Annotated in this window: 12 protein-coding genes; 8 read left to right on the forward strand and 4 right to left on the reverse strand. The window is 55.0% G+C overall.

The annotated features are described in order from the left end of the window. Positions 1-242: 242 nt before the first annotated feature. On the reverse strand, positions 243-2,297 hold the full coding sequence (locus NYE26_RS05975; RefSeq protein ID WP_339254607.1) for an ATP-dependent DNA helicase: 2,055 nt from the start codon (positions 2,295-2,297) through the stop codon (positions 243-245). 285 nt (positions 2,298-2,582) lie between these two features. On the opposite strand from NYE26_RS05975, the gene NYE26_RS05980 reads away from it, so the two are divergent. The 3 genes from NYE26_RS05980 (at position 2,583) to NYE26_RS05990 (ending at position 10,903) form a co-directional block, all read left to right on the forward strand. Then, positions 2,583-3,872 carry a DUF1963 domain-containing protein gene (locus tag NYE26_RS05980; protein WP_339254609.1) on the forward strand — a complete coding sequence of 430 codons (1,290 nt, stop codon included), beginning with the start codon at positions 2,583-2,585 and terminating at the stop codon, positions 3,870-3,872. 88 nt (positions 3,873-3,960) lie between these two features. After that, on the forward strand, positions 3,961-5,190 hold the full coding sequence (locus tag NYE26_RS05985) for an ATP-binding protein (protein WP_339254611.1): 1,230 nt from the start codon (positions 3,961-3,963) through the stop codon (positions 5,188-5,190). Positions 5,191-5,194: 4 nt separating this feature from the next. After that, positions 5,195-10,903 carry a HAMP domain-containing protein gene (locus NYE26_RS05990; protein WP_339254613.1) on the forward strand — a complete coding sequence of 1,903 codons (5,709 nt, stop codon included), beginning with the start codon at positions 5,195-5,197 and terminating at the stop codon, positions 10,901-10,903. Positions 10,904-11,031: 128 nt separating this feature from the next. Here the strand turns inward: NYE26_RS05990 and NYE26_RS05995 are convergent, their stop codons facing one another. Continuing rightward, positions 11,032-12,069 carry a LacI family DNA-binding transcriptional regulator gene (locus NYE26_RS05995; protein ID WP_339257343.1) on the reverse strand — a complete coding sequence of 346 codons (1,038 nt, stop codon included), beginning with the start codon at positions 12,067-12,069 and terminating at the stop codon, positions 11,032-11,034. Between the two features lie 317 nt (positions 12,070-12,386). Between NYE26_RS05995 and NYE26_RS06000 the strand changes: the two genes are divergently transcribed. The 4 genes from NYE26_RS06000 to NYE26_RS06015 all read left to right on the forward strand — a co-directional run bounded on the left by NYE26_RS06000 (position 12,387) and on the right by NYE26_RS06015 (position 17,474). Then, positions 12,387-13,919 (forward strand): DUF5605 domain-containing protein, encoded by a 1,533-nt coding sequence (locus NYE26_RS06000; RefSeq protein WP_339254615.1) that lies wholly within the window; start codon positions 12,387-12,389, stop codon positions 13,917-13,919. Between the two features lies 1 nt (position 13,920). Then, positions 13,921-14,958, forward strand: a complete 1,038-nt coding sequence (locus NYE26_RS06005) for a Gfo/Idh/MocA family oxidoreductase (RefSeq protein WP_339254617.1) — start codon at positions 13,921-13,923, stop codon at positions 14,956-14,958. A 179-nt stretch (positions 14,959-15,137) separates the two neighbouring features. Continuing rightward, positions 15,138-15,803: a serine/threonine-protein kinase gene (locus NYE26_RS06010; protein ID WP_339254619.1), complete on the forward strand. Its 666-nt coding sequence runs from the start codon at positions 15,138-15,140 to the stop codon at positions 15,801-15,803. Positions 15,804-15,950: 147 nt separating this feature from the next. Then, entirely contained in the window at positions 15,951-17,474 is a 1,524-nt protein-coding gene (locus NYE26_RS06015) for a glycoside hydrolase family 43 protein (RefSeq protein WP_339254621.1), read from the forward strand. Positions 17,475-17,549: 75 nt separating this feature from the next. Here NYE26_RS06015 and NYE26_RS06020 read toward each other — a convergent pair whose 3' ends face one another. Continuing rightward, the gene (locus NYE26_RS06020) at positions 17,550-18,410 is read right to left on the reverse strand and encodes a helix-turn-helix domain-containing protein (protein ID WP_339254623.1); all 861 of its coding nucleotides are present in this window, start codon (positions 18,408-18,410) and stop codon (positions 17,550-17,552) included. Between the two features lie 129 nt (positions 18,411-18,539). On the opposite strand from NYE26_RS06020, the gene NYE26_RS06025 reads away from it, so the two are divergent. After that, entirely contained in the window at positions 18,540-20,255 is a 1,716-nt protein-coding gene (locus tag NYE26_RS06025) for an ABC transporter substrate-binding protein (RefSeq protein WP_339254625.1), read from the forward strand. Between the two features lie 105 nt (positions 20,256-20,360). On the opposite strand, the gene NYE26_RS06030 is transcribed toward NYE26_RS06025, so the two are convergent. Next, positions 20,361-21,257, reverse strand: a complete 897-nt coding sequence (locus tag NYE26_RS06030; RefSeq protein WP_339254627.1) for an AraC family transcriptional regulator — start codon at positions 21,255-21,257, stop codon at positions 20,361-20,363. Positions 21,258-21,494: the final 237 nt, after the last annotated feature.

Raw genomic sequence — 21,494 nt, forward strand, 5'->3', positions numbered from 1 at the left:
TGGAGCGGGTAGTCCAGTGGTGATTGCACTAGGTGCAATAGAAATTCATAAAATACCACTAAAAATAGTCCCTATTGTATTTAGTACAGTAGAATACTGGAGAGAGGCCCAATATGGGCAAAATCTCTAAATTCTGCTGTACATAATACAGTAGAAAGGCTAGAAGGGTAGTTTTATAGCTCGATCTAATGTACAAAGTACAATAGGCACATACGACTCAGCACTCCAACTACCGTCCCTCATCACCGGTGAATTCCCTTCTCACGCACAAACCTCTCCAGCACCCCGAACTCCTCTGTCACCTTGGTGAACGGCAGGGCGGCAAGGACCTGCTCCCGGTACGGGTTACGGGCTCCGGCCGCCAGGCGGGAATCCAGGATGCTGAGTACACCGAGGTCTGTCTCGCTGCGGATCAGGCGCCCGGTACCTTGTCTTAAGCGCAGCAGCATGTCCGGCACGTAGACCTCCATGAGCGGATTCTTCGCCTGCGCAGCCTTGTATTCGTAGACAGGATCAGCCGGAACCGGGAACGGCAGCCGGAAGACGATCAGATGCGACAGATCTGCACCCTCGATATTCACGCCTTCCCAGAACACGCCGGTACTCAGCAGCACGCCCTTACTCGCCCGGAACTCAGCGATCACCCCGTCCTGCGACGAGCCTTCCCGCTGCATATGCAGCGCCCAGTTCAGCTTCTCCGCACTCAGCTTCTTGTGAATGTACTTCATATCCTCTTTGGCCGAAAAAAGCACCAGGGTCCGCCCGTCCGTTACATTGCATAGCCGCAGCAGCTCCTTATACGCCGCTTCCAGATAAGCCTCCCGGTTGTTGTGGTTATAGTAAGGAACGTCCTTGGCAATATACATCATCGTGTGGTTGTCATAATCGAACGGTGAAGCTTGACGCTCCATATACTCCCCCCTGTAGCCCAGCGAACGGGACAGATAAGCGTATTGCTCCTCCAGCGTACCGCCGGACTGGCTGAGGGTGGCGGAGGTCAGGATGACAGAGGTCTTGCCGCTAAATAGACTGTATTTCAGGAATTGGCTGATCCCCTTGGGGCAGATGCTGACGGTAGCTTCTCCCCGGGGCTGGCTGGCCCAGAGCAGATAGTTGTCCTCCGTCCCGGCCAGCACCTGGAAGAGGTCAATCATTCCGTTAACCGCTTCAAAGGTGTTGTCAATCTCCCGCTCATGCCGGGAGGTCAGGACCGAGAGACTGAGGCGGAACTCCTGCAAAATCTGCACAGCCTGCTGCAGCGGGACTCCGGTAATCGCCGATACTTTAATCCGGTCAGTGTCCTGCTTGGCCGTGTGCAGCAGGTCTGCTTCTATCTGTCTGAATAACTCTTTGGCACAGCGACGGACGAATTGGCAGGACTTCATCAGGCTGCGGTCCGCCGACTGCTTGAACAGAAGCTGCAAGGCATCCTCCAGCACCCGGGAGATCTGCCGGAAGGTGAATTCAAGCGTCTGGGCATCCCGGACCTTGGCCTCAAGATTATGCGCTTCATCTATAATGATCAGCGCAGGCCGCTCTGTGATCAGGCCCTTGGTCCCTTCCTTTTTCTTGATCAGGTCTCGGATCAGCAGGTCCTGGTTCACGATGATGATATCCATCTCGCCCGGGGCGGCATTGATCTTGGCCCGCATGTCATAGAAGGTGCAGGTGTGCTTGTAGTGGCAGTGCTCGAACTTACAATCTGTCACACACACGTTAGACCATAAGGCATCACTGACTCCACCCTTCAGATCTGCCCGCTCGTTGATTTCTGCATTCAGGATACGTTCTGCCATTACCGTGAGCGGGGAGCCGGACTCGCCGGACGGGAACAGGTCCGCTGCCCGGTACCGGCAGGCATATTGCCCCATGCCCTTGCCGACTACAGAGCGGACCATGGAGAAGCCGAGCCGGCTGCCGATGAACCGCAGATCCTTATGGATCTGTTCGGAGAGCTGGATGGACGAGGTGGCGATAATGACCGGCTGCCGGGAGAGCTGGTTGATGAGTAGGCCGGGAATCAGGTAGGCGAAGGATTTGCCGATACCGACTCCGGCTTCAATCATGGCATTGCGGCCATGGACATAAGCGTCGGCAATATCCAGCGACATATCCTGCTGGCCGAGCCGTTCGGTGAGACCGAGCCGTTTGAACCGGTCGTACATGCGGAAGATGGCATTGACCAGGGCAGGCTCGGCGTTTTTGGCCGGCTCCTGCTTCTGTAATTTGTAGAGATCATTTAACCAGTTGATAACGACCGCCCCTTTTCCTGAAATATAAGGTTTTATAGGTTTCACATTATAAATGTTCCTTCTATTTCTCGCTGAAACAGTGCCATCCCTAAAAGGACAGCAAAGCTGTTTCCACTTGTCAATGTTAGTCTTGTCCTGCATGATATACGGCAGAGGTTGTTATTATCTTAGATGGCGGGCGAACAGTCAAGGGTAAAGGGTAAATCTGTCTTCTAGATCCTGGAAGTCTGTCCCTTGCAGGCGGGAGCGGGGCTACATTCGATCGGAAGGTCCATATCTATTATAATGAGGGCATAGTCTGCGTACTGATCACGAAGGGAGACAGAACATATGAGCGAACGTCTGCCTTGTCAGACCCCGGGCTGCACGGGAAGCATTCTTCCTGCAACCGCACTGAAGACCGGAGGTATCTGTATGCCCTGCCAGCAGCGGAAGCTTGCAGAGGAGAGACAAGCTTATATTGAGCAGAACCGTAAAGAGGTGAACAGGTACGCCGGTATCCATGATCCGGTTGAAATTCTCACCATGCTGCACAGCCCGCGGAAGCCTGATCCGCTGATCAAGGAAGTCCCCTACCCCCGGACCGCACAGGAGCTGTATCACGGACTGACGGAGGAAGAGAGAGGGCGGATGGAGAGCTACGCCGTTCATTTATTAGAAGAAGAGGATATAGACCAGGCGGAGACGGTGCTGGTGTCACTCCTCTGCTTCACGGATACACGGCTTGGGCCGGGTCTGGAAATGCTGCTCCGCACAGGGAATTATGCGCCCGCGATCCTCTTCAAGGGTGCTGACGCGCAGGTCAGGAACCGGCTCATAGCTCAGGTGGAGTCCGATTTGGCTAACCGTAATCTGCTGCTGCTGGCGCTGGCCTGGATTGGCGATGAAGAGGTGGTCAGGCTGTTCGCGGCATGGCGGCAGTCCCCGCCGGAGTGGGCGTCAGGGTTATATATAGCTCCCGAGATGTATGCCCGTGAAGCGGGCTGGGAGCTGGATGCCGGAGGCGGCAAAAGGCAGCTGTATCATCCTGAATGTTACCCCTTCCTGGTAAGCAGGGAAGACACTCTGGAAGCGCCCGGTGCTCCGGCGGCTGTTCAAATGCTCCAGGCAGGAACGCACGCCTGTCCTTGGTGCGGAGGTGCGCTAACCGTTTTATTTGATTACGATTTGCAGCATCCGCAGGTTAGGTTCATGGAGCTTCCCGGCAAGCGACTAAGAATTGCAGCCTGTATGCACTGCAACTGTTATGGCACTGTATATATGAAGGCTGATCTGGAGGGCGGGTATGCATGGAGTGAATATAATGTTGTTCCTGGATATCTGCCTGACAATACTGGAGGAGCATTGGCATTCAACACGTGGCATGTAATGCAGCTGTCGGAACAGCCGGCAGGTACTTATGAGAGTGCATACTGGGTTCTGGAGGCACCGGCCTCGCAGATCGGAGGTCATCCGGCCTGGATTCAGGATGCGGACTATCCGGCCTGTCCCTGCTGCGCACAGACGATGACTTTTGCGGCGCAGGCGGATATGGGCCAGGTGGCGGAGGACGAGGGAATTTATTATGCTTTTCTGTGCCGGGAGTGCCTGATTACAGCGGTGAATTACCAGCAGACCTGAGTTTCGTTATTTGAAATTTTGGGTATATAAGCTATATTTTCGAAATATAAACGCAAGGCATGCTACAACCTGGAAAGCGAGGGTTCTCATGGATTTTCCAGTCAATATCCTGCTTGTAGACGATCATCCCGAGAACCTGCTTGCCCTTGAGGCCGTTCTCCGCGGAGAGCCTTACCGGTTGTTTCGGGCCTATTCCGGGATTGAAGCTTTACGTTGTCTGCTGGAGGAGGAATTCGCCGTCATTGTGATGGATGTGCAAATGCCGGATATGGACGGGCTGGAGACGGCGCGCCTTATCCGTACCCGGGAGAAGAATCATGTGGTGCCGATTATTTTCATGTCCGCTAACAGTACGACGATGGAGGATATCTTCGCAGGTTACTCTGTGGGTGCGATGGATTACATGACGAAGCCCTTCGTCCCGCAGCTGTTCAAGTCCAAGATTGAGGGCTATGTCAGCATGTATGAAGCGAATAAGACGCTGCAGCTCCAGAGCGAAATGCTGAAGCAGCAGGCGCGGCAGCTGGAGAAGACGAATCAGGAGCTTCGGGAAGCGAAGGAAGCGGCAGAAGTTGCCTCCAAGGTGAAATCTGAATTCCTGGCGATGATGAGCCATGAAATCCGCACGCCGCTGAACGGGATCATCGGGATGTCTGATCTGCTGCTGGCCTCGGATCTGCCGGAGGAATATTGTGAGATGGCGGGGATTATCCATACAAGCAGTAATGCCCTTCTGTCGGTGATCAATCCCATTCTCGATTATTCCAAGCTGGAATCCGGGAAGCTGGTGGTGGAAGAGGCGCCGTTCTCCCTGCAAGACTGCCTGAGCGAGACGGTTGCCCTGTTCACCGCGAGGACCCGTGAGCGGAAGCTCGATATGGTGGTGGAGATTGATCCTGCTGTGCCGCCTGATCTGGTGGGAGATGTGAACCGCCTTCGCCAGGTGCTGAATAATCTCGTAGGCAATGCCGTGAAGTTCACCCATGCAGGCAGTGTATACATAATGGTTAACAAGCTGGAGGGACTGGCAGAGAAGCTTACACTTGAATTCACAATCAGAGACACAGGAATCGGGATTCCCCCGGATAAAATCGGCGAGCTGTTCCAGCCCTTCTCCCAGCTCGATGCCTCTACCACACGCAGGTTCGAAGGCACGGGGCTTGGTTTATCGATCAGCAAAGCTCTGGTGGAGCTGATGGGCGGAAGCATCCGGGTAGAGCCATCGGAGGAGCCCGGGGCTACGTTTGTTTTTACAATTGTCGTTCGTGAGCATCTTGGATTGGAGCAAAAATACGTGCTGAATAAGGGGCAGGGTTGATACTATGAGCGATGACAACCAAATCAAAGAAAACCAGGGCGATGGAATAGACGCCGGTGAACTGCTGAGCGCCTTGATGGCGATGAAGAAGGGCAATTTCTCCCACCGGATGCCGTATGACCGGACGGGAATCGCCGGTAAGGTAGCGGATACGTTCAACGAGATTATGGAGATTCAGGAGAGCCTGGTGAACGAGGTTCAGACGGTGGCCAGAGTGGTCGGCAAGGAAGGGAACCTGTCCAGACGGTTCGTGCAAAAGAATCTGGGCGGGTCCTGGGAGACGGTGACCGATTCCTTGAACGGACTGGTGATTGACCTGATTCAGCCGACCAGCGAGATGGTCCGGGTCATTAATGCCGTAGCCAAGGGCGATCTGTCCCAGCAGGTGGAGCTGGCGATTGAAGGACGGCCGCTTACGGGCGAGTTCCAGCGAACGGCAAGCAATATCAATATGATGGTCAATCAGCTCAGCACGTTCGCCTCCGAGGTTACACGTGTAGCGCGTGAGGTGGGTACCGAAGGTATTTTGGGCGGACAGGCTGATGTGAAGGGGGTCTCCGGCACCTGGAAGGATCTGACCGACAGCGTCAATTACATGGCGACGAATCTTACGGATCAGGTGCGCAACATCGCAGCGGTGACAACGGCGGTAGCAAACGGCGATCTGTCGAAGCAGATTACGGTCAACGCGCGCGGCGAAATCATGGAGCTGAAGAATACGATCAACACAATGGTGGACCAGCTCTCCATGTTCGCCTCTGAGGTGACCCGGGTGGCGCGCGAGGTCGGGACCGAAGGCAAGCTCGGCGGACAGGCCGATGTGAAGGATGTCTCCGGCACCTGGCGGGATTTGACCGAGAGCGTCAACTATATGGCGTCCAACCTTACGAATCAAGTACGGAACATCGCGGTGGTGACCACGGCGGTGGCCAACGGCGATCTGTCGAAGAAGATTACCGCTGATGTGCAGGGCGAAATTCTGGAGCTGAAGAACACGATCAACATCATGGTGGATCAGTTATCGACCTTTGCTTCCGAGGTGACCCGGATGGCGCGTGAGGTGGGTACGGAAGGGATTCTCGGCGGGCAGGCTGATGTGAAGGGCGTGTCCGGCACCTGGCGGGATTTGACCGAAAGCGTCAACTATATGGCGTCCAACTTAACGAATCAGGTGCGCAATATCGCGGAAGTGACCACGGCGGTAGCCAAGGGCGACCTGTCGAAGACGATTACCGTCGATGCGAAGGGCGAGATTCTGGAGCTGAAAAGCACCATTAACATCATGGTGGACCAGCTCAGCAATTTCGCCTCCGAGGTCACGCGTGTGGCGCGCGAGGTATCTACAGAAGGAATTCTCGGCGGACAGGCCGATGTGAAGGGAGTCTCCGGAACCTGGAAGGATCTGACCGACAGCGTGAACTTCATGGCGGGTACGCTGACGGATCAGGTGCGCAATATCGCTGAAGTGACAACTGCCGTGGCGAAGGGGGATCTGTCGAAGCAGATTACGGTGAATGCGACCGGCGAGATTCTGGAGCTGAAGAACACCATTAACACCATGGTGGAGCAGCTGTCGATCTTCGCCTCCGAGGTGACGCGCGTGGCGCGTGAGGTCGGCACTGAAGGCATGCTGGGCGGACAGGCGCAGGTGAAGGGCGTAGCCGGGACCTGGCGCGATTTGACCGAGAGCGTGAACTATATGGCGTCCAACCTGACGAATCAGGTGCGTAACATCGCGGTCGTAACGACAGCGGTGGCGAACGGGGACCTGTCCAAGAAAATCACTGCGGATGTGCAAGGCGAAATTCTGGAGCTGAAGAATACGATCAATACGATGGTCGACCAGCTCTCCATGTTCTCCTCCGAGGTGACGCGTGTAGCGCGCGAGGTCGGTACAGACGGCAAGCTCGGCGGCCAGGCGCAGGTGAAGGGGGTCGGCGGCACCTGGAAGGACTTGACCGAAGGCGTAAATAACATGGCCCGCAATCTGACGGACCAGGTGCGTAATATTGCAGATGTGACCACGGCGGTAGCCAAGGGCGATCTGTCCAAGAAGATCACCGTAGACGTCAAGGGCGAGATTCTGGAGCTGAAAAATACGATCAACACGATGGTGGATCAGCTCTCCATCTTCGCCTCCGAGGTGACGCGTGTAGCGCGCGAGGTGGGTACGGACGGCAAGCTGGGCGCGCAGGCCGAGGTGAAGGATGTGTCCGGCACCTGGAAGGATCTGACCGATACCGTCAACTTCATGGCGAGCAACCTGACGATTCAGATGCGCAATATTGCCGGTGTAACCACGGCGGTAGCGAACGGGGATCTGTCCAAGAAGATTACGGTGGATGTCAAAGGCGAATTGCTTGAGCTGAAGAACACGATCAATACGATGGTGGATCAGCTGAATTCGTTCGCCTCTGAGGTAACGCGTGTAGCGAGCGAGGTCGGCACGGACGGTAAGCTGGGCGGACAAGCCCAGGTGCGCGGTGTCGGGGGCATCTGGAAGGATCTGACCGACAACGTGAATATTATGGCGACCAATCTGACCGATCAGGTGCGGGGAATCGCCAAGGTCGTGACGGCAGTGGCAAACGGTAACCTGAAGCAGAAGCTGACGGTGGAGGCCAAGGGCGAGATTGCCGAGCTGACGGATACGATTAATAACATGATCGAGACGCTGGCCACCTTCGCTGATCAGGTCACTACCGTGGCCCGCGAGGTTGGAGCCGAAGGGAAGCTGGGCGGTCAGGCCAGTGTGCCGGGGGCCGCGGGTACCTGGCGTGATCTGACGGACAACGTCAATTACATGGCGAGTACGCTGACCACACAGGTGCGGGCCATCACCAATGTGGCTACCGCAGTGACCAACGGCGATCTGTCACGGGCGATTGATGTGTCCGCCTCCGGGGAGGTTGCCACGCTCAAGGATAACATTAACGAGATGATCCGTAATCTGAAGGAGACGACCCGCATCAACACCGAGCAGGACTGGCTGAAGACCAATCTGGCCAAGTTCTCGCGGATGCTCCAGGGGCAGCGCGATCTGTATGCGGTCAGCCGGATGATCCTGTCCGAGCTGGCTCCGCTGGTATCGATGCAGCATGGCGTCTTCTACATTAATGAACCCTCGGGCGGGGAAGCGGTGCTGAAGCTGTTCGCCAGCTATGCTTATCAGAACCGCAAGCATCTGGCGAATGAATTCCGGGCGGGGCAGGGGCTGGTCGGCCAGTGCCTGATTGAGAAGCAACGGATTCTGCTGACCAATGTTCCGGGCGACTATGTGATGATCTCGTCCGCGCTGGGCGAAGCAACGCCGCTTAATATCATTCTGCTGCCGATCATCTTCGAGGATCAGGTGCTGGCGATTCTGGAGCTGGCGACCTTCCGGCCTTATAGCGATATCGACATCGCCTTCCTGGATCAGCTTACGGAATCCATCGGCAGTGTAATCAACACGATGCAGGCGAACCAGCGTACGGAGGAGCTGCTGATCCAGTCCCAATCGCTCACCGAGGAGCTGCAGAAGCAGCAGCTGGAGCTGCGGAGCACGAATGACGAGCTGGAGGATAAGGCGAAGCTGCTCGTACTCCAGAAGGCGGAGGTGGAGAGCAAGAACCATGAGGTGGAGGTGGCCAAGCGTTACCTGGAGGAGAAGGCGGAGCAGCTTGCCCTTACCTCCAAGTACAAATCCGAATTCCTGGCTAACATGTCCCATGAGCTGCGCACGCCGCTCAATTCCTTGCTGCTTCTGGCAGAACAGCTGGCCGAGAATCCGGATGAGAATCTGCATGAGCTGCAGGTGAAGTTCGCCAAGACAATTCAGGATTCCGGGCTGGAACTGCTGAACCTGATTAATGATATCCTCGATCTGTCCAAAATCGAATCCGGCACGATCACGCCGGATTTCAGCGAAGTCTCGCTGGCGGAGCTGACGGACGGGCTGGACCGTACTTTCCGCCATATGGTGGATGCTAAGAAGCTCGACTACCGGATCAAGATTGATCCCGGTGTACCGGCCAGCATCGCCACGGATTCCAAGCGTCTGCTGCAAATCCTGAAGAACCTGCTGTCGAACGCCTTCAAATTCACCGAGCAGGGGCAGATTATGCTGCAGATCCGCAAAGCGGCTGACGGGTGGCACCCGGATAAGGAGTCGCTTGAGCGGGCCACCACCGTAATCTGCTTCTCGGTAAGTGATACGGGAATCGGCATTCCGGCGGAGAAGCAGCAGATTATCTTCGAAGCGTTCCAGCAGGCGGACGGCAGTACGAACCGGGAATACGGCGGAACGGGTCTCGGGCTTGCCATCTCCCGCGAGATCGCCGAGATGCTCGGCGGAGAGATTAGCCTGTACAGCGAAGTGGGCAAGGGAAGCGTATTTAACCTGTACCTGCCGACAGATGCGGAATTCACTGAACATGAGCCTCCGAAGGCTCATGTTCCGGAGGTCATTGACATTACCCCGGCCAAACGCAGAAGCAGCCTTGTCAAGCCGGAAGAGGAGCCCTTCGCGGATGACCGCGATGGGATTGAACCGGGAGACCGGGTGTTCCTGATCGTTGAGGATGACCAGAAGTTCAACGAGATCATTCTGGGGATGCTCCACAAAAAAGGAATCAAAGCGGTTATCGCCACCAGCGGCTGGGATGTCCTGGAGCTGGTTCAGAAATACCAGCCGTCGGCCATCACGCTGGATCTGCATCTTGGCGGAGATACGGACGGCTGGCTGGTGCTTCAGCAGCTCAAGAACGATATCGGGGTGCGGCATATTCCGGTCTGCGTAATGACCGTGGATGAAGACGAGGTGCAGCTGCTGCAGAAGGGGGCTTACGACTACTTCCGCAAGCCCGTGACCAATGAGGAGCTGGAGAATGCGCTGGACCGGCTGAACCGGTTCGCGGATCACACCACGGCTAATCTGCTGGTCGCCGTCCAGGATGAACAGGAGCGCAAGCATATAGCCGAGCTGCTGGACAATCCGGATCTTACACTCACCGCCGTAGAGACCGGGCGCAAAGCCTTGAACCAGTTGAACAGCAAGACGTTCGATGCGATCGTGCTGGACAGCAGCCTGGCAGACATGAATCTGATCCGCTTCCTCCGGGAGATGTACAAGAACGCCAGGAACAAAAGAATCCCCGTGCTGGTGCAGATGAACCGGAAGCTGACGCCGGAGGAAGAAACCGAATGGGATGAGCTGGCCAAGATGGCGGTGCTCAAAGAGGTGAAATCGGATGCCCAGCTGATTGATGAATCCACCCTCGCCCTGCACCGCAAGGCAGAGGATCTGCCGCCGCTCTCCAGAGACAAGCTGGTGAAGCTGTATCAATCGGATGAGATGATCGAGTATAAAAAGGTGCTTGTCGTGGATGATGATATCCGCAACATCTTTGCGCTTACCTCCATTCTGGAGCGCCATCAGATGAAGGTGATCCCTGCGGAGAACGGCCAGGATGCGATCACGCTGCTGGAGCAGACGCCGGATATCGGAATTGTCCTGATGGACATCATGATGCCGGGAATGGACGGCTACGAGACAACCCGGGCGATCCGGGAGAAGCCGGAGTGGAGGGACCTCCCGATTCTTGCGCTTACTGCCAAGGCGATGAAAGGGGACCGGGAGCTGTGCCTGGAAGCAGGCTGCTCGGATTATATTACCAAGCCGGTGAACAGCGGACAGCTGTTATCGATGATGCGTACCTGGCTGGACGAATAGAGCAGGACGATTAGTACGGACCCTGAAACAGGTGCATGGAACAGGAACAGGAGCCAACCCCTTAGCCGCGATGATGCGGTTAGGGCTGGCTCCTGTTTTTTTTGCAAATAGGCTGTGAGTGTAGCTTATTAATCCGTAGAGGGTTCGAGCCGCCGGCAGGAAGCTCTCTCGATCAAGAGGGTGTCGACTTTGACCTTGGTGCTGACTGCGGACTGCCGGTGAAGAGAAGCGGTGAACAGATCCACTGCCCATGCGGCCATCCGTTCTTTCTCTACATGAACCGTGGTCAGCTCCGGGGCTACAATCTGCGATTCATTGATATTATCGAAGCCGATGACGGATACATCCTTCGGGACGGAGAAGCCCAACTCGCTGAGCGCCTTGATCGCGCTGATGGCGATGTAGTCACATTCACAGAAGAAGGCGGTGGGAAAAGGCTGGCCGCTGTCCCTGAGCTGCTGCAGCTTGTCCCGTAAAGGTCCCTGGGAGGAAAATAAAGTCGGCGGCACCGCCAGCAGGCTGCTCCGGGGAATCTCCACCCGCGCCTCCGCCATGGCGTCCATGAACCCGCGCTGCCGTTCCCCGAAGTTATGAATCCGCTCCTCGGATGCGATATAACCGATTCTCCGGTGCCCGTGGCCGGTCAGATAGGTGCCTGCCTGATAAGCCCCCATATAATTGTTGATCTCGACAAAATGGACAGGCAGCGCATCGAAGCAGGTGTCCAGCACGATCAAGCCGGGCAGCTTGTCCGCAATATCGGTTATTCTGGCCGCATCCAGGCTGGTCCCGAGCAGAATCACACCGCTGGTGGGCTCCTCCATCACTGATTGAATGCCCTGCTCATAGTTCTTCTCTTCAAGCGCTGAGAACATCAGACTGTAGCCCCCCATCCGGCAGCGTTCCTCGATATGATGAATCAGCTCCCGGAAGAAGGGCTGCTGATAATACTCCTCATGAACCAGCCCGGCATTGGTGAACACCAGGAACCGCAGGGTGGTGGCGTTCGCTTCGGCGGCCGCTGCTCTTCCCCTGCCGGTGTATCCGTAGGTCTCCGCCAGGCGCAGGATTCGCCCGCGTGTCTCCGGCCCGACCCCCGGCTTTCCGTTCAGCGCCAGCGAGACGGCCCCTTTGGAGACCCCGGCCAGCCGGGCAAGCTCCTCCATATTCAATGACAAGACCTCCATTCAGCATCGTAGCTTAAGTATGTTTAGTGTAAGGGAAGGCGCCAATTTTAGCAATGAAGCGTAAATTGTATTTTTGTTTAGTTATGTTTAGTTAATTTGTCATATCATCGAGGTTAATATAATAGTTGAATAAGCTGGTTTTTAGCTTAAATAAGAACGTTGACGATGGCGTGAAGGTGTTGTAGGATTGCTTTATAATAAATTTATAGTTAGTGATATTAGTTTTGTTTAGTTATTGTTTAGTTTGATGTTGCTATTTGTATATCTTAGGATTCATACAGAAGGGAGCAGGATTTATGGCTAATCCGAAGGAAGCAGGGCGGGCTGAAGCATTTCAGGGGAGGGTCTCCGTATCGGTGCCTGACCAGACTTCACAGTGGGGCGTATGTGAAATTGTATTGCACGGAGGCCCTGCCGGGGGCAATCCGTTTACGGAGGTAGCGCTGCAGGCGGAATTTTCGATGGGAGAACGTTCGGTTCTTGTTCTGGGCTTCTATGATGGAGACGGGGTATACCGCATCCGCTTCATGCCGGAGCAGCAGGGGAAGTGGACGTTCCGGACCAGCAGTAATGAGCCTGCGCTGCATGAGCTTGAAGGGGAACTGGAATGCACGGCTGCGGCAGGCGGGAATCACGGTCCGGTCCGGGTGCGGAATACCTTTCATTTTGCCTATGCGGACGGAACGCCCTATCTTCCTGTCGGCACGACCTGCTACGCCTGGACCCATCAGGGGGAGGAGATGGAGCGCCAGACGCTGGATACGCTGAAAGCGTCTTCTTTTAACAAAATAAGAATGTGCGTGTTCCCGAAATCCTACTCCTATAACGAGAATGAACCGGAGTACTATCCCTATGAAGGCTCGGCCCGAGCAGGCTGGGATTACAGCCGGTTCAACCCGGCGTTCTTCCGGCATCTGGAGGAGCGGATTGCAGACCTTGGCGAGCTGGGCATCGAGGCCGACCTGATCCTATTCCATCCGTATGACCGTTGGGGCTTCGCAGATATGGGCAAGGAGGCGGATGACCGCTATCTCCGGTATCTTGTAGCCAGGCTCTCGGCGTACCGCCATATCTGGTGGTCGCTGGCCAATGAATATGATTTTATGAGAAACAAGGTGCTGGCCGACTGGGAGAGGTACGCGCATATTGTAACGTCTTATGATCCTTACGGGCACCTGATCTCTAATCATAATGGCATTGCCTTCTATGATTTCAACCAGCCCTGGGTTACGCATTGCAGCATTCAGCGTGTGGATGCTTACAAGACCTCTGAGCATACGGATGAATGGAGACGGCGCTGGAATAAGCCTGTCGTGATCGATGAATGTGCCTACGAGGGTAATGTCGAGCATGGCTGGGGGAATATTACCGGGGAAGAGATGGTCCGCCGTTTCTGGGAAGGCGCGGTCCGTGGAGGGTATGTCGGACATGGGGAAACCTATCTGCACCCGGAAGATAAGCTCTGGTGGGCCAAGGGCGGCCGGCTGTATGGCACGAGCCCTGAACGGATTGCTTTTCTGCGCTGCGTGCTGGAAGAAGGGCCTTCTGAGGGTCTGAACCCGCTGCCTTCGGAGTGGGATCTGCCCAGAGCCGGGGTGGAGGATGAATATGTTCTCTATTATTTCGGATTCAACCGGCCGAAGTTCCGCCAGTTCACGATGAACCCGGAGTTCCGCTATAAGGTGGAGCTGCTGGATACCTGGAACATGACGGTGGATGAGCTTGCGGGCAGCTATCAGGGAACCTTCAGGGTCGATCTGCCGGGACGGACATATATGGCGGTGAGAATGACGCGCCTGCACGATGAGCATGACTTGGAGGTTAAATAGGATGTGGAAGATTGGTGTTGTGGGTGCCGGGTATTGGTCGGACAAGCATTTGCAGGCATGGCAGCGTATCCCCGGCGTTCAGATTCAAGGCCTGTGCGACCTGGATTCGGTTAAGCTGCACAGTAAGGGGGAGGCATACGGGATTCCCGGGGACATGCTGTACTCTACACTGGAAGACATGCTGTCTTCTGCGGAGCTGGATATTATAGATATTGTTACCGCGCCGGATACTCATCCTGAGCTGGTCGGACTGGCCGCACGGGCCGGGAAGCATATCCTGTGCCAAAAGCCGTTTGCCCGCTCCATGGAGGAAGCCTGTGAGATGGTGGAAACGGCCCGTGCTGCGGGCGTCCGGCTGATGGTTACAGAGAACTGGCGCTGGCTGCAGCCGATTCAGGCCATCCGCAAGCTGCTGGATGAGGGAGTGGCAGGACGGCTCCAGATGATCCGCTATATCCACACGGATTATTATTCACCGCGGTTTGCCCCTGAGAATGAGCTTCCGCAGCCGTTCTTCCGGGAGATGCCGAAGCTGCTGTTCTATGAGATGGGGGTTCACTGGTATGATACGTGGCGTTTCCTGTTCGGGGAGCCTAAGCGGCTATATGCGGAGACCCGGAAGGTCAGCTCTTATATTGCCGGAGAGGATGCCGGGCTGATTACACTTGGCTACGACGATTATATGGGACTGATGGATATGAGCTGGGCCACCCGGCAGAATCTGCCCGGCCCGCTAACTCTTCCGGTGCTGCCGGACCATAAGGAGCAGCTGATTATTGAAGGCGATCAGGCTACAATTAAGCTGTGCAGCAGCGGCACACTCAGCCTGATTGATAACTATGGGCTGGAGACGGCGATTTCGGAGGATAACGGCCTTGATTTTGAAGAGAGCCATTACCGGCTGCAGTCGCATTTCATTGAATGCCTGGACACTGGCAGGGAATTCCAGACGAGCGGCGAAGATAATCTGAAGACGCTGGAGCTTGTATTCGGGACCTACCGAAGTGCGGAGGAGCATGAGGTCATTCATTTAGCTTAACTCCAAGGTGGCGGCGTGGATAATGGGCGAGTGTACAGGTACGTTCAAATATACGAAGAGCCGGAGAGCTGTTGTCCGGTTCTTCGCCATGCTTACCGGCAAGATTGGCTGATCGCCGGGGAATAGCGTACACTGGGTGGATAGAGTCATTACTGAACTTAAGCTGCGGGGTGAGAAGGATGGACAAGCTGCTGGAGCAGATCACGGGCGAGCTGCTGGGACAGGTTAGTATTGAGAGCGTGAATCCGCTGGAGCCGGTGAAGGTCAGCGGTGTACCAAAGCCCTGGAGTGTGCTCGGAACCGGAAATTATGCGGCTGTCTTCTGCCGGCAGGGAGCTGAGGAATTCGCAGTGAAGATCTACGCGCCGGGCAGGCCGGGCATTGAGGAAGAAGCAGAGGTATACCGCCGCCTCGGGCACCATCCGGCCTTCTCGGAGTGCTATTATGCCGGAGCGGATTTCCTGGTTCTCAAAAGGCTGGGCGGAGTCACCTTCTACGATTCCATGCAACGCGGCATTCTCATTACCGGACAGGCTATTGAAGACATTGACAACGCGCTTCAATATGCAAGGTCCCGCGGGTTGCGTCCGCATGATATCCATGCCAAGAATGTGATGCTCCGGGACGGGCGGGGACTGATTGTAGATGTCTCGGATTTCCTGAAAGATGACGACTGCAGCATGTGGGAGGATTACAAGCGGCTGTATTACCGGTTGTACCAGCCGGTGGCTTCCCGCCGGGTATTTCCGGTTCCCCGTCTGATTCTGGAGACGGTCCGCAGAGGGTACCGGTTATGGCGTCGGCGGAAGCAGAGGCGGAGCGGCTTCAATCATTTGAAAAGGTAACTATATAACATCTGTACGGAACTAAGCGCGGCCATGTCTGGATTTTGCTATTCCCGTGACTTGAAAGTGAAGGTTTGGCCGAGCGATTCCAGATATAATCGATATAGAACCTAGAATTCAATTGAAAATGGACAGGAGCGCGGCTTCATGCACTATACCAATCCCATCATATCCGGTTTCCATCCCGATCCCAGCATCTGCAGGGTAGGGGATGATTATTATCTGGTAACCAGCACATTCGAATATTATCCGGGAGTACCAGTCTTTCACAGCAGGGATCTTGTCCACTGGCGTCAGATTGGCCATTGCCTTACAACACCCAGCCAGTTGCCGCTGGAGAATTCGTGGAGCTCAGGCGGAATATTCGCGCCGACCCTCCGTTACCATAACGGCTGGTTCTATATGGTGACCACGAATGTAAGCGGGATGGGCAATTTCTTCGTCAAAACACAGCATCCGGAAGGCTCCTGGTCGGAGCCCTATCTGGTTGCGCAGAGCGGAATTGATCCTTCCCTGTACTTCGATGAGGACGGGCGCGTATATTTCCAGTCCGCCATGGACGGCGGACAGGGGAACGGGATCTACCAGTGCGAGATTGATATCGGGACCGGGGAAATGCTGACCGGGAGCGTGCTCATCTGGACAGGAACGGGCGGCGCTCATCCCGAGGCTCCGCATCTGTACCGGAAGAACGGCTGGTATTATCTGATGATCGCCGAAGGCGGAACGGAGTATGGGCATATGGAGACCATCGCCAGAAGCCGCCAGCCTTACGGCCCGTATGCTGCTTGTCCCCATAATCCGATTCTGTCCAACCGCAGTACGGCAATCAGCATACAAGCCACAGGCCATGCCGATCTGGTTGAGGCGCAGGACGGGAGCTGGTGGGCGGTGTGCTTAGGCATCCGTCCGGTCTCCTATCCGATGGGCCATCATCTGGGCAGAGAGAGCTTCCTGGCTCCCGTAACCTGGACATCCGAGGGTTGGCCGGTTATCGGGAACGGCGGCCACATCGAGCCGGTTATGGACTCGCCGCTGCTGCCGGAAGTCCGCTGGCCGGCGAAGCCCGTAAGAGACCATTTCGATGATACCCGGCTGGGGCTGGACTGGACTTTTCTGCGTAATCCGGCAGAAGGAAGCTGGTCGCTTGAAGAACGGCCGGGCCATCTCGTTCTGCATGGCCACGAGGCTACGCTGAATGAAGCCGCCGCACCTGCCTTTGCGGGCCGCCGCCTCAGCCACTTCACGGCCAATATAGCAGCAGAGCTGGATTATGAGCCGCAGCATGAAGGGGAAGAAGCCGGAATTGCAGTGTACAAGAACGAGAAGCATCATTATGAGCTGGTGATCCGCTCTGTCAGCGGGCGGAGAGCCGCCGTGTTCCGGCGGACGGTCGGTTCACTCCGGGTGGAGCATGTGGAGGAGTGTCCTGACGGGCCGGTCATCCTGAGAATCAAGGCGCTGCCCGGCAGCATAGAAGCCTCGGTTGAGGCACCGGATTGCGGGGTGATCGAGCTTGGGGCTGGAGAGACACATTATCTCAGCACCGAAATTTCAGGAGGGTTCACCGGGGTATTCGTTGCCATGTATGCAACGTCCGTGACGGGACATGGCGCTCCGGCAGCGTATGACTGGTTCGATTATGAGCCGCTGGATCAGCCGGCGGTATAAGTTGTGAGCAGCAGTTCCTTGGGACATGCTGCTTTTTTTTGCGTTAAACGACGTATGGACCTGGCTGCTGCACAACTACTGCTGATTGCGGTAGGCCTTCGGGGACTTGCCGTACGTTTTTTTGAAGAGACGGGCGAAGTAGTTACTGTCATTAAATCCGCACCTATAGGAGATGTCTGTAATAGGGTGTCTGGTGTGCTTGAGCAGTGAGCATGCATGTTCCAGCCGGAGACGCTGAATATAAGCAATCGGTGTAGTCAGATAATACGCCTGGAATATCCTGTTCAAATGACGGACGGAAATATCCGATTTGGCGGCAATGGCATCAAGAGTAACCGGTTCATGATAGTGATCCTCAATATAGGAGATCGCACTGGCGAGGTGCATCAGGCTGTTGTCCACGCCCTTCTCCTGAATGTCATAATGTCTGGACAGATACACGACCAGCTCCATGAATTTGGAGGCGAGCATGGTCTGATAGCCGTGCTGCTTCTGTTCATATTCGGTAATCATGCCGGCCACAAGCGATGAGACAGCCTCCAGGCTGACGATGGGGAGGTTCATTTTGCTTTTATAGGCGTTAATGCTGCGGTAAAAGGGTTCTAAGACAAACAGCGCCTGGTAGCCGTTCAGCGTTCTTAAGTCCGGTCCAGCCAGCTTAAGCATGCCTGATTTGTACATAATGTTGCAAATTCTGAAATCATAAGGGTCCTTATAGGCATGGGGAGTGCCGCCGTTAATCACGAATACATTGCCTTTCTTGATAAAAGCCTCTTCGTCGTTGACGATATGCGCAGCATGTCCGTTCAGCACAATGACAAGCTCGGAGAAGTCTGCATGCTGATGGAGGGAGGTGTCTTCTTCGTGCCCGCCATATTGGATAAAGAAAGGAAAATGCTCGTCAGTCGTGAACCAGTTCAAATATACATTGCTCACAAAGCTCCCACCTCAGAAATACGTATTTGTCTATATAATGCTAGTCTGCGACTTGAAAATCAAGGTTATCCGCCAAAGGTGACGCTAAAATATAACTGTAAACGCATTCAACCAAAGGGGATGAGACGGATGAAAAAACAAATGCCAAGAAGATTAGGGATGGGTCTGCTGGCAAGTATGCTGCTCATTTCGGCAGGCTGCAGCAACAGCAGCAGTGCCGGAAATAACACAAAGAATATAACGAACGGAAATAACAGCGCAAATGATACAGCTCCCGTAACGTTTACCTTCTTTGGCGCCGATGCCAGTCCGAATTGGAACAGGATGGAGGATGATATCGGCAAGGAGATTGTTGCCAAAACAGGTGTTACCCTGAACGCGGAATATGATGTGGGCAGCGGAGGGGGACAGGACAAAATCTCAATGATGGCAGCCAGCGGAGAGTATCCTGATATGATCTATGCCAAGGGAGAGCTGGGCAAGCTGGTGGATGCCGAAGCCATTATCGACCTGACCGAGCTGATTGATAAATATGCTCCGAATATAAAGAAAGTCATGGATGGGAACATGAACCGGATGAAATACAGCAAGGATAATCAGGCGATCTATTCGATCCCGACGAATGTCGGCATTGATCAACAGAGCTTCGATGCGACGAACGGATTTCAGATTCAGCACCGCGTATTGAAAGAGCTTGGATATCCCGAAGTCCGGACGGTGAAGGATTTCGAGAATGTCCTCAAGGCGTATGTGGCTAAGCATCCAACGACGGACGGGCAGCCGACCATACCGCTGACCGTCAATGCTGACGGCTGGAAGATCATGATTACGGTGACCAACCAGGGCGATATCACCACCGGAGGAACCAATGACGGCGAATATTATGTGAACCCTGAGACGTACGAGACGATGCTGCATTATAAGAAGCCTGAAGAGAAGGAGTACTTCCGCTGGCTGAACCATATGTACAATGAAGGGCTGCTCGACAAGGAATCCTTTGTTCAAAAGGATGACCAGTACAAATCCAAAATCTCCAGCGGCCGGGTGCTGGGGCTCACCTCAGTGGAATGGGAGTATCAGGATGCGGAGAACGCCCTGAAGGCTGCGGGCAAAGACGAATATACGTACGCCCACTTCCCGGTTACGCTGAGTGAGGAGTACAAGGATCACGCCATGCAGTCTGTCGGAGTAGACGGCTACGGGATCAGTATCACCACGGCTTGTAAAGATCCGGTCCGCGCGATTAAATTCCTGGACTGGCTCTCCTCGGAAGAAGGCCAGGTGCTGAGAAACTGGGGGATCGAAGGCAAGCATTATAATGTGGAGAACGGGAAGCGCGTCATCCCTGCCGACATTCTCGATCAGAAGGTCAACGATGCAGCAAGTTTCACCAAGGCGACAGGGGTGGGATTGTATTCCACGCTGGGAGTCCGTTACGGGGACGGTGTGAAGGATTCTACAGGTAATTACTATACAACGAACTTCCCGGAACAGATTCTGGCCGAATATTCGGGTGCGGAGAAGGAGAGTCTGGCTGCGTATAACGCAACAACCTGGAAAGACCTGTTCCCGGCGGAGGATGAATTCCCGGTCAAGGAATGGGGCGCGCTGTACAATATGCCGGTGCCGACAGATGGGGATTATCAGGTAATCTATCAAAAGACGCAGGATATCGTCCATAAAAGGATTCCCGAAGCCATCCTCTCCCGCACAGCCGATTTCGATAAAATCTACGACGATTTCATTGCGGAGCTGAATAAAGCGGGTGCAGAGAAAATGGAGAAGGAATATACGGAGCTGGTTAAAGCGAGAGTCTCGCTGTTTACCGGGAAGGAGATTGAATAGCAGAGCCGCTTAGCTTACGCGGCAGAGATATTCAGAGATATTCAAAAAGGGCATTTCTGCGGCTAAGAAATTAGCCTGGAAAGCCCTTTTCGTTCGAGTACAGATTTAGCCCTTCGGGATCTTCCGGTAGCTTGAAGGAGAGAACCCCGAAATCTTCTTGAACAGCCTGGAGAAGTAATAAGGGTCGTTGATCCCTATTGCGGAGCCGACCTCCTTAATGCTGAGCTCGGTGAGATCGAGCAGATGGCCTGCCCGCTGGATTTTGAGCCGCAGGAAATACCCGATCGGGGAGACCCCGGTCTCGGCGTTGAAGATATAGATCAGATGCTGCTTCGACACGCCGACCTGCTTAGCCAGCTCAGGCAGAGTGAGGTTGCTGCCCAGCCGTCCGTTCATATACTGGATCGCCTGTTCCAGATACGTCCCGCGTTTCTTCTCCTGCGCGGATGGGCCTGCCGTAATGCCGATGCCGGAGAGCAGCTGTCTGGCCGTCTGGGCGATGTGCACATGGGTAGCCAGGGCGTAGGTCCGCTCAGCCAGCAGCTCATAGGCAGGAACGAACCATTCGATGAGCCGGGCCTTGCCGCTCGGGGCCAGGGCGAGGGGAGCGCCCGACAATCCGAACAGCTTCACCAGCCGGTCCGCATGATTTCCTTTGAAATGGAACCAGTAAATGCTCCATGGCTCTTCCTGCATGGCCCCGTACCGGTGCGGGGTGTGTGGAGGAATAATGACCATGTCCCCCGGCTGCATGGTCATCTGCTCCCCATGATTCAGCTCCACCCAGCCCTCCCCCGCTTCACACAAGATCAAGATATGCGACGGGCTGCCCTCCAGGCGTTCCCTGAAATGATAACGGGCATTCGGGAAATAACCAATGTCCGTAATGAACAAGGAGGCGGTCAGCTCCTCCTGCTCCAATTCCTTCATCCAGTACTCCGGCAGCACATACAGCTTCTCCTCCACAAACCCTTCCGGCTTGCGGATATGGTCTTGATTCATGCCGCTTCCCCCTCCTGAATAGATCGTATATAAACCAAACGTTAGACACCCTGGCCCAACAACTAACTTTCCAATCTCTTCTCGTAGGCATCAGCGTATTCCTTCGAAGGCTTAGAACGGGATATCCCCTTCCAAAAGAAGTGCAATTGAGTTTTTTGGGAGCCGTAGAGACTGAATATAGGGAATGCGAGATGCTTGGGTGCTGGAATGCTAAGATGCTTCGGTGCTCGGTGCTCG

Source organism: Paenibacillus sp. FSL P2-0136 (assembly GCF_037975325.1).
Taxonomy (GTDB): domain Bacteria; phylum Bacillota; class Bacilli; order Paenibacillales; family Paenibacillaceae; genus Paenibacillus_AQ; species Paenibacillus_AQ silagei.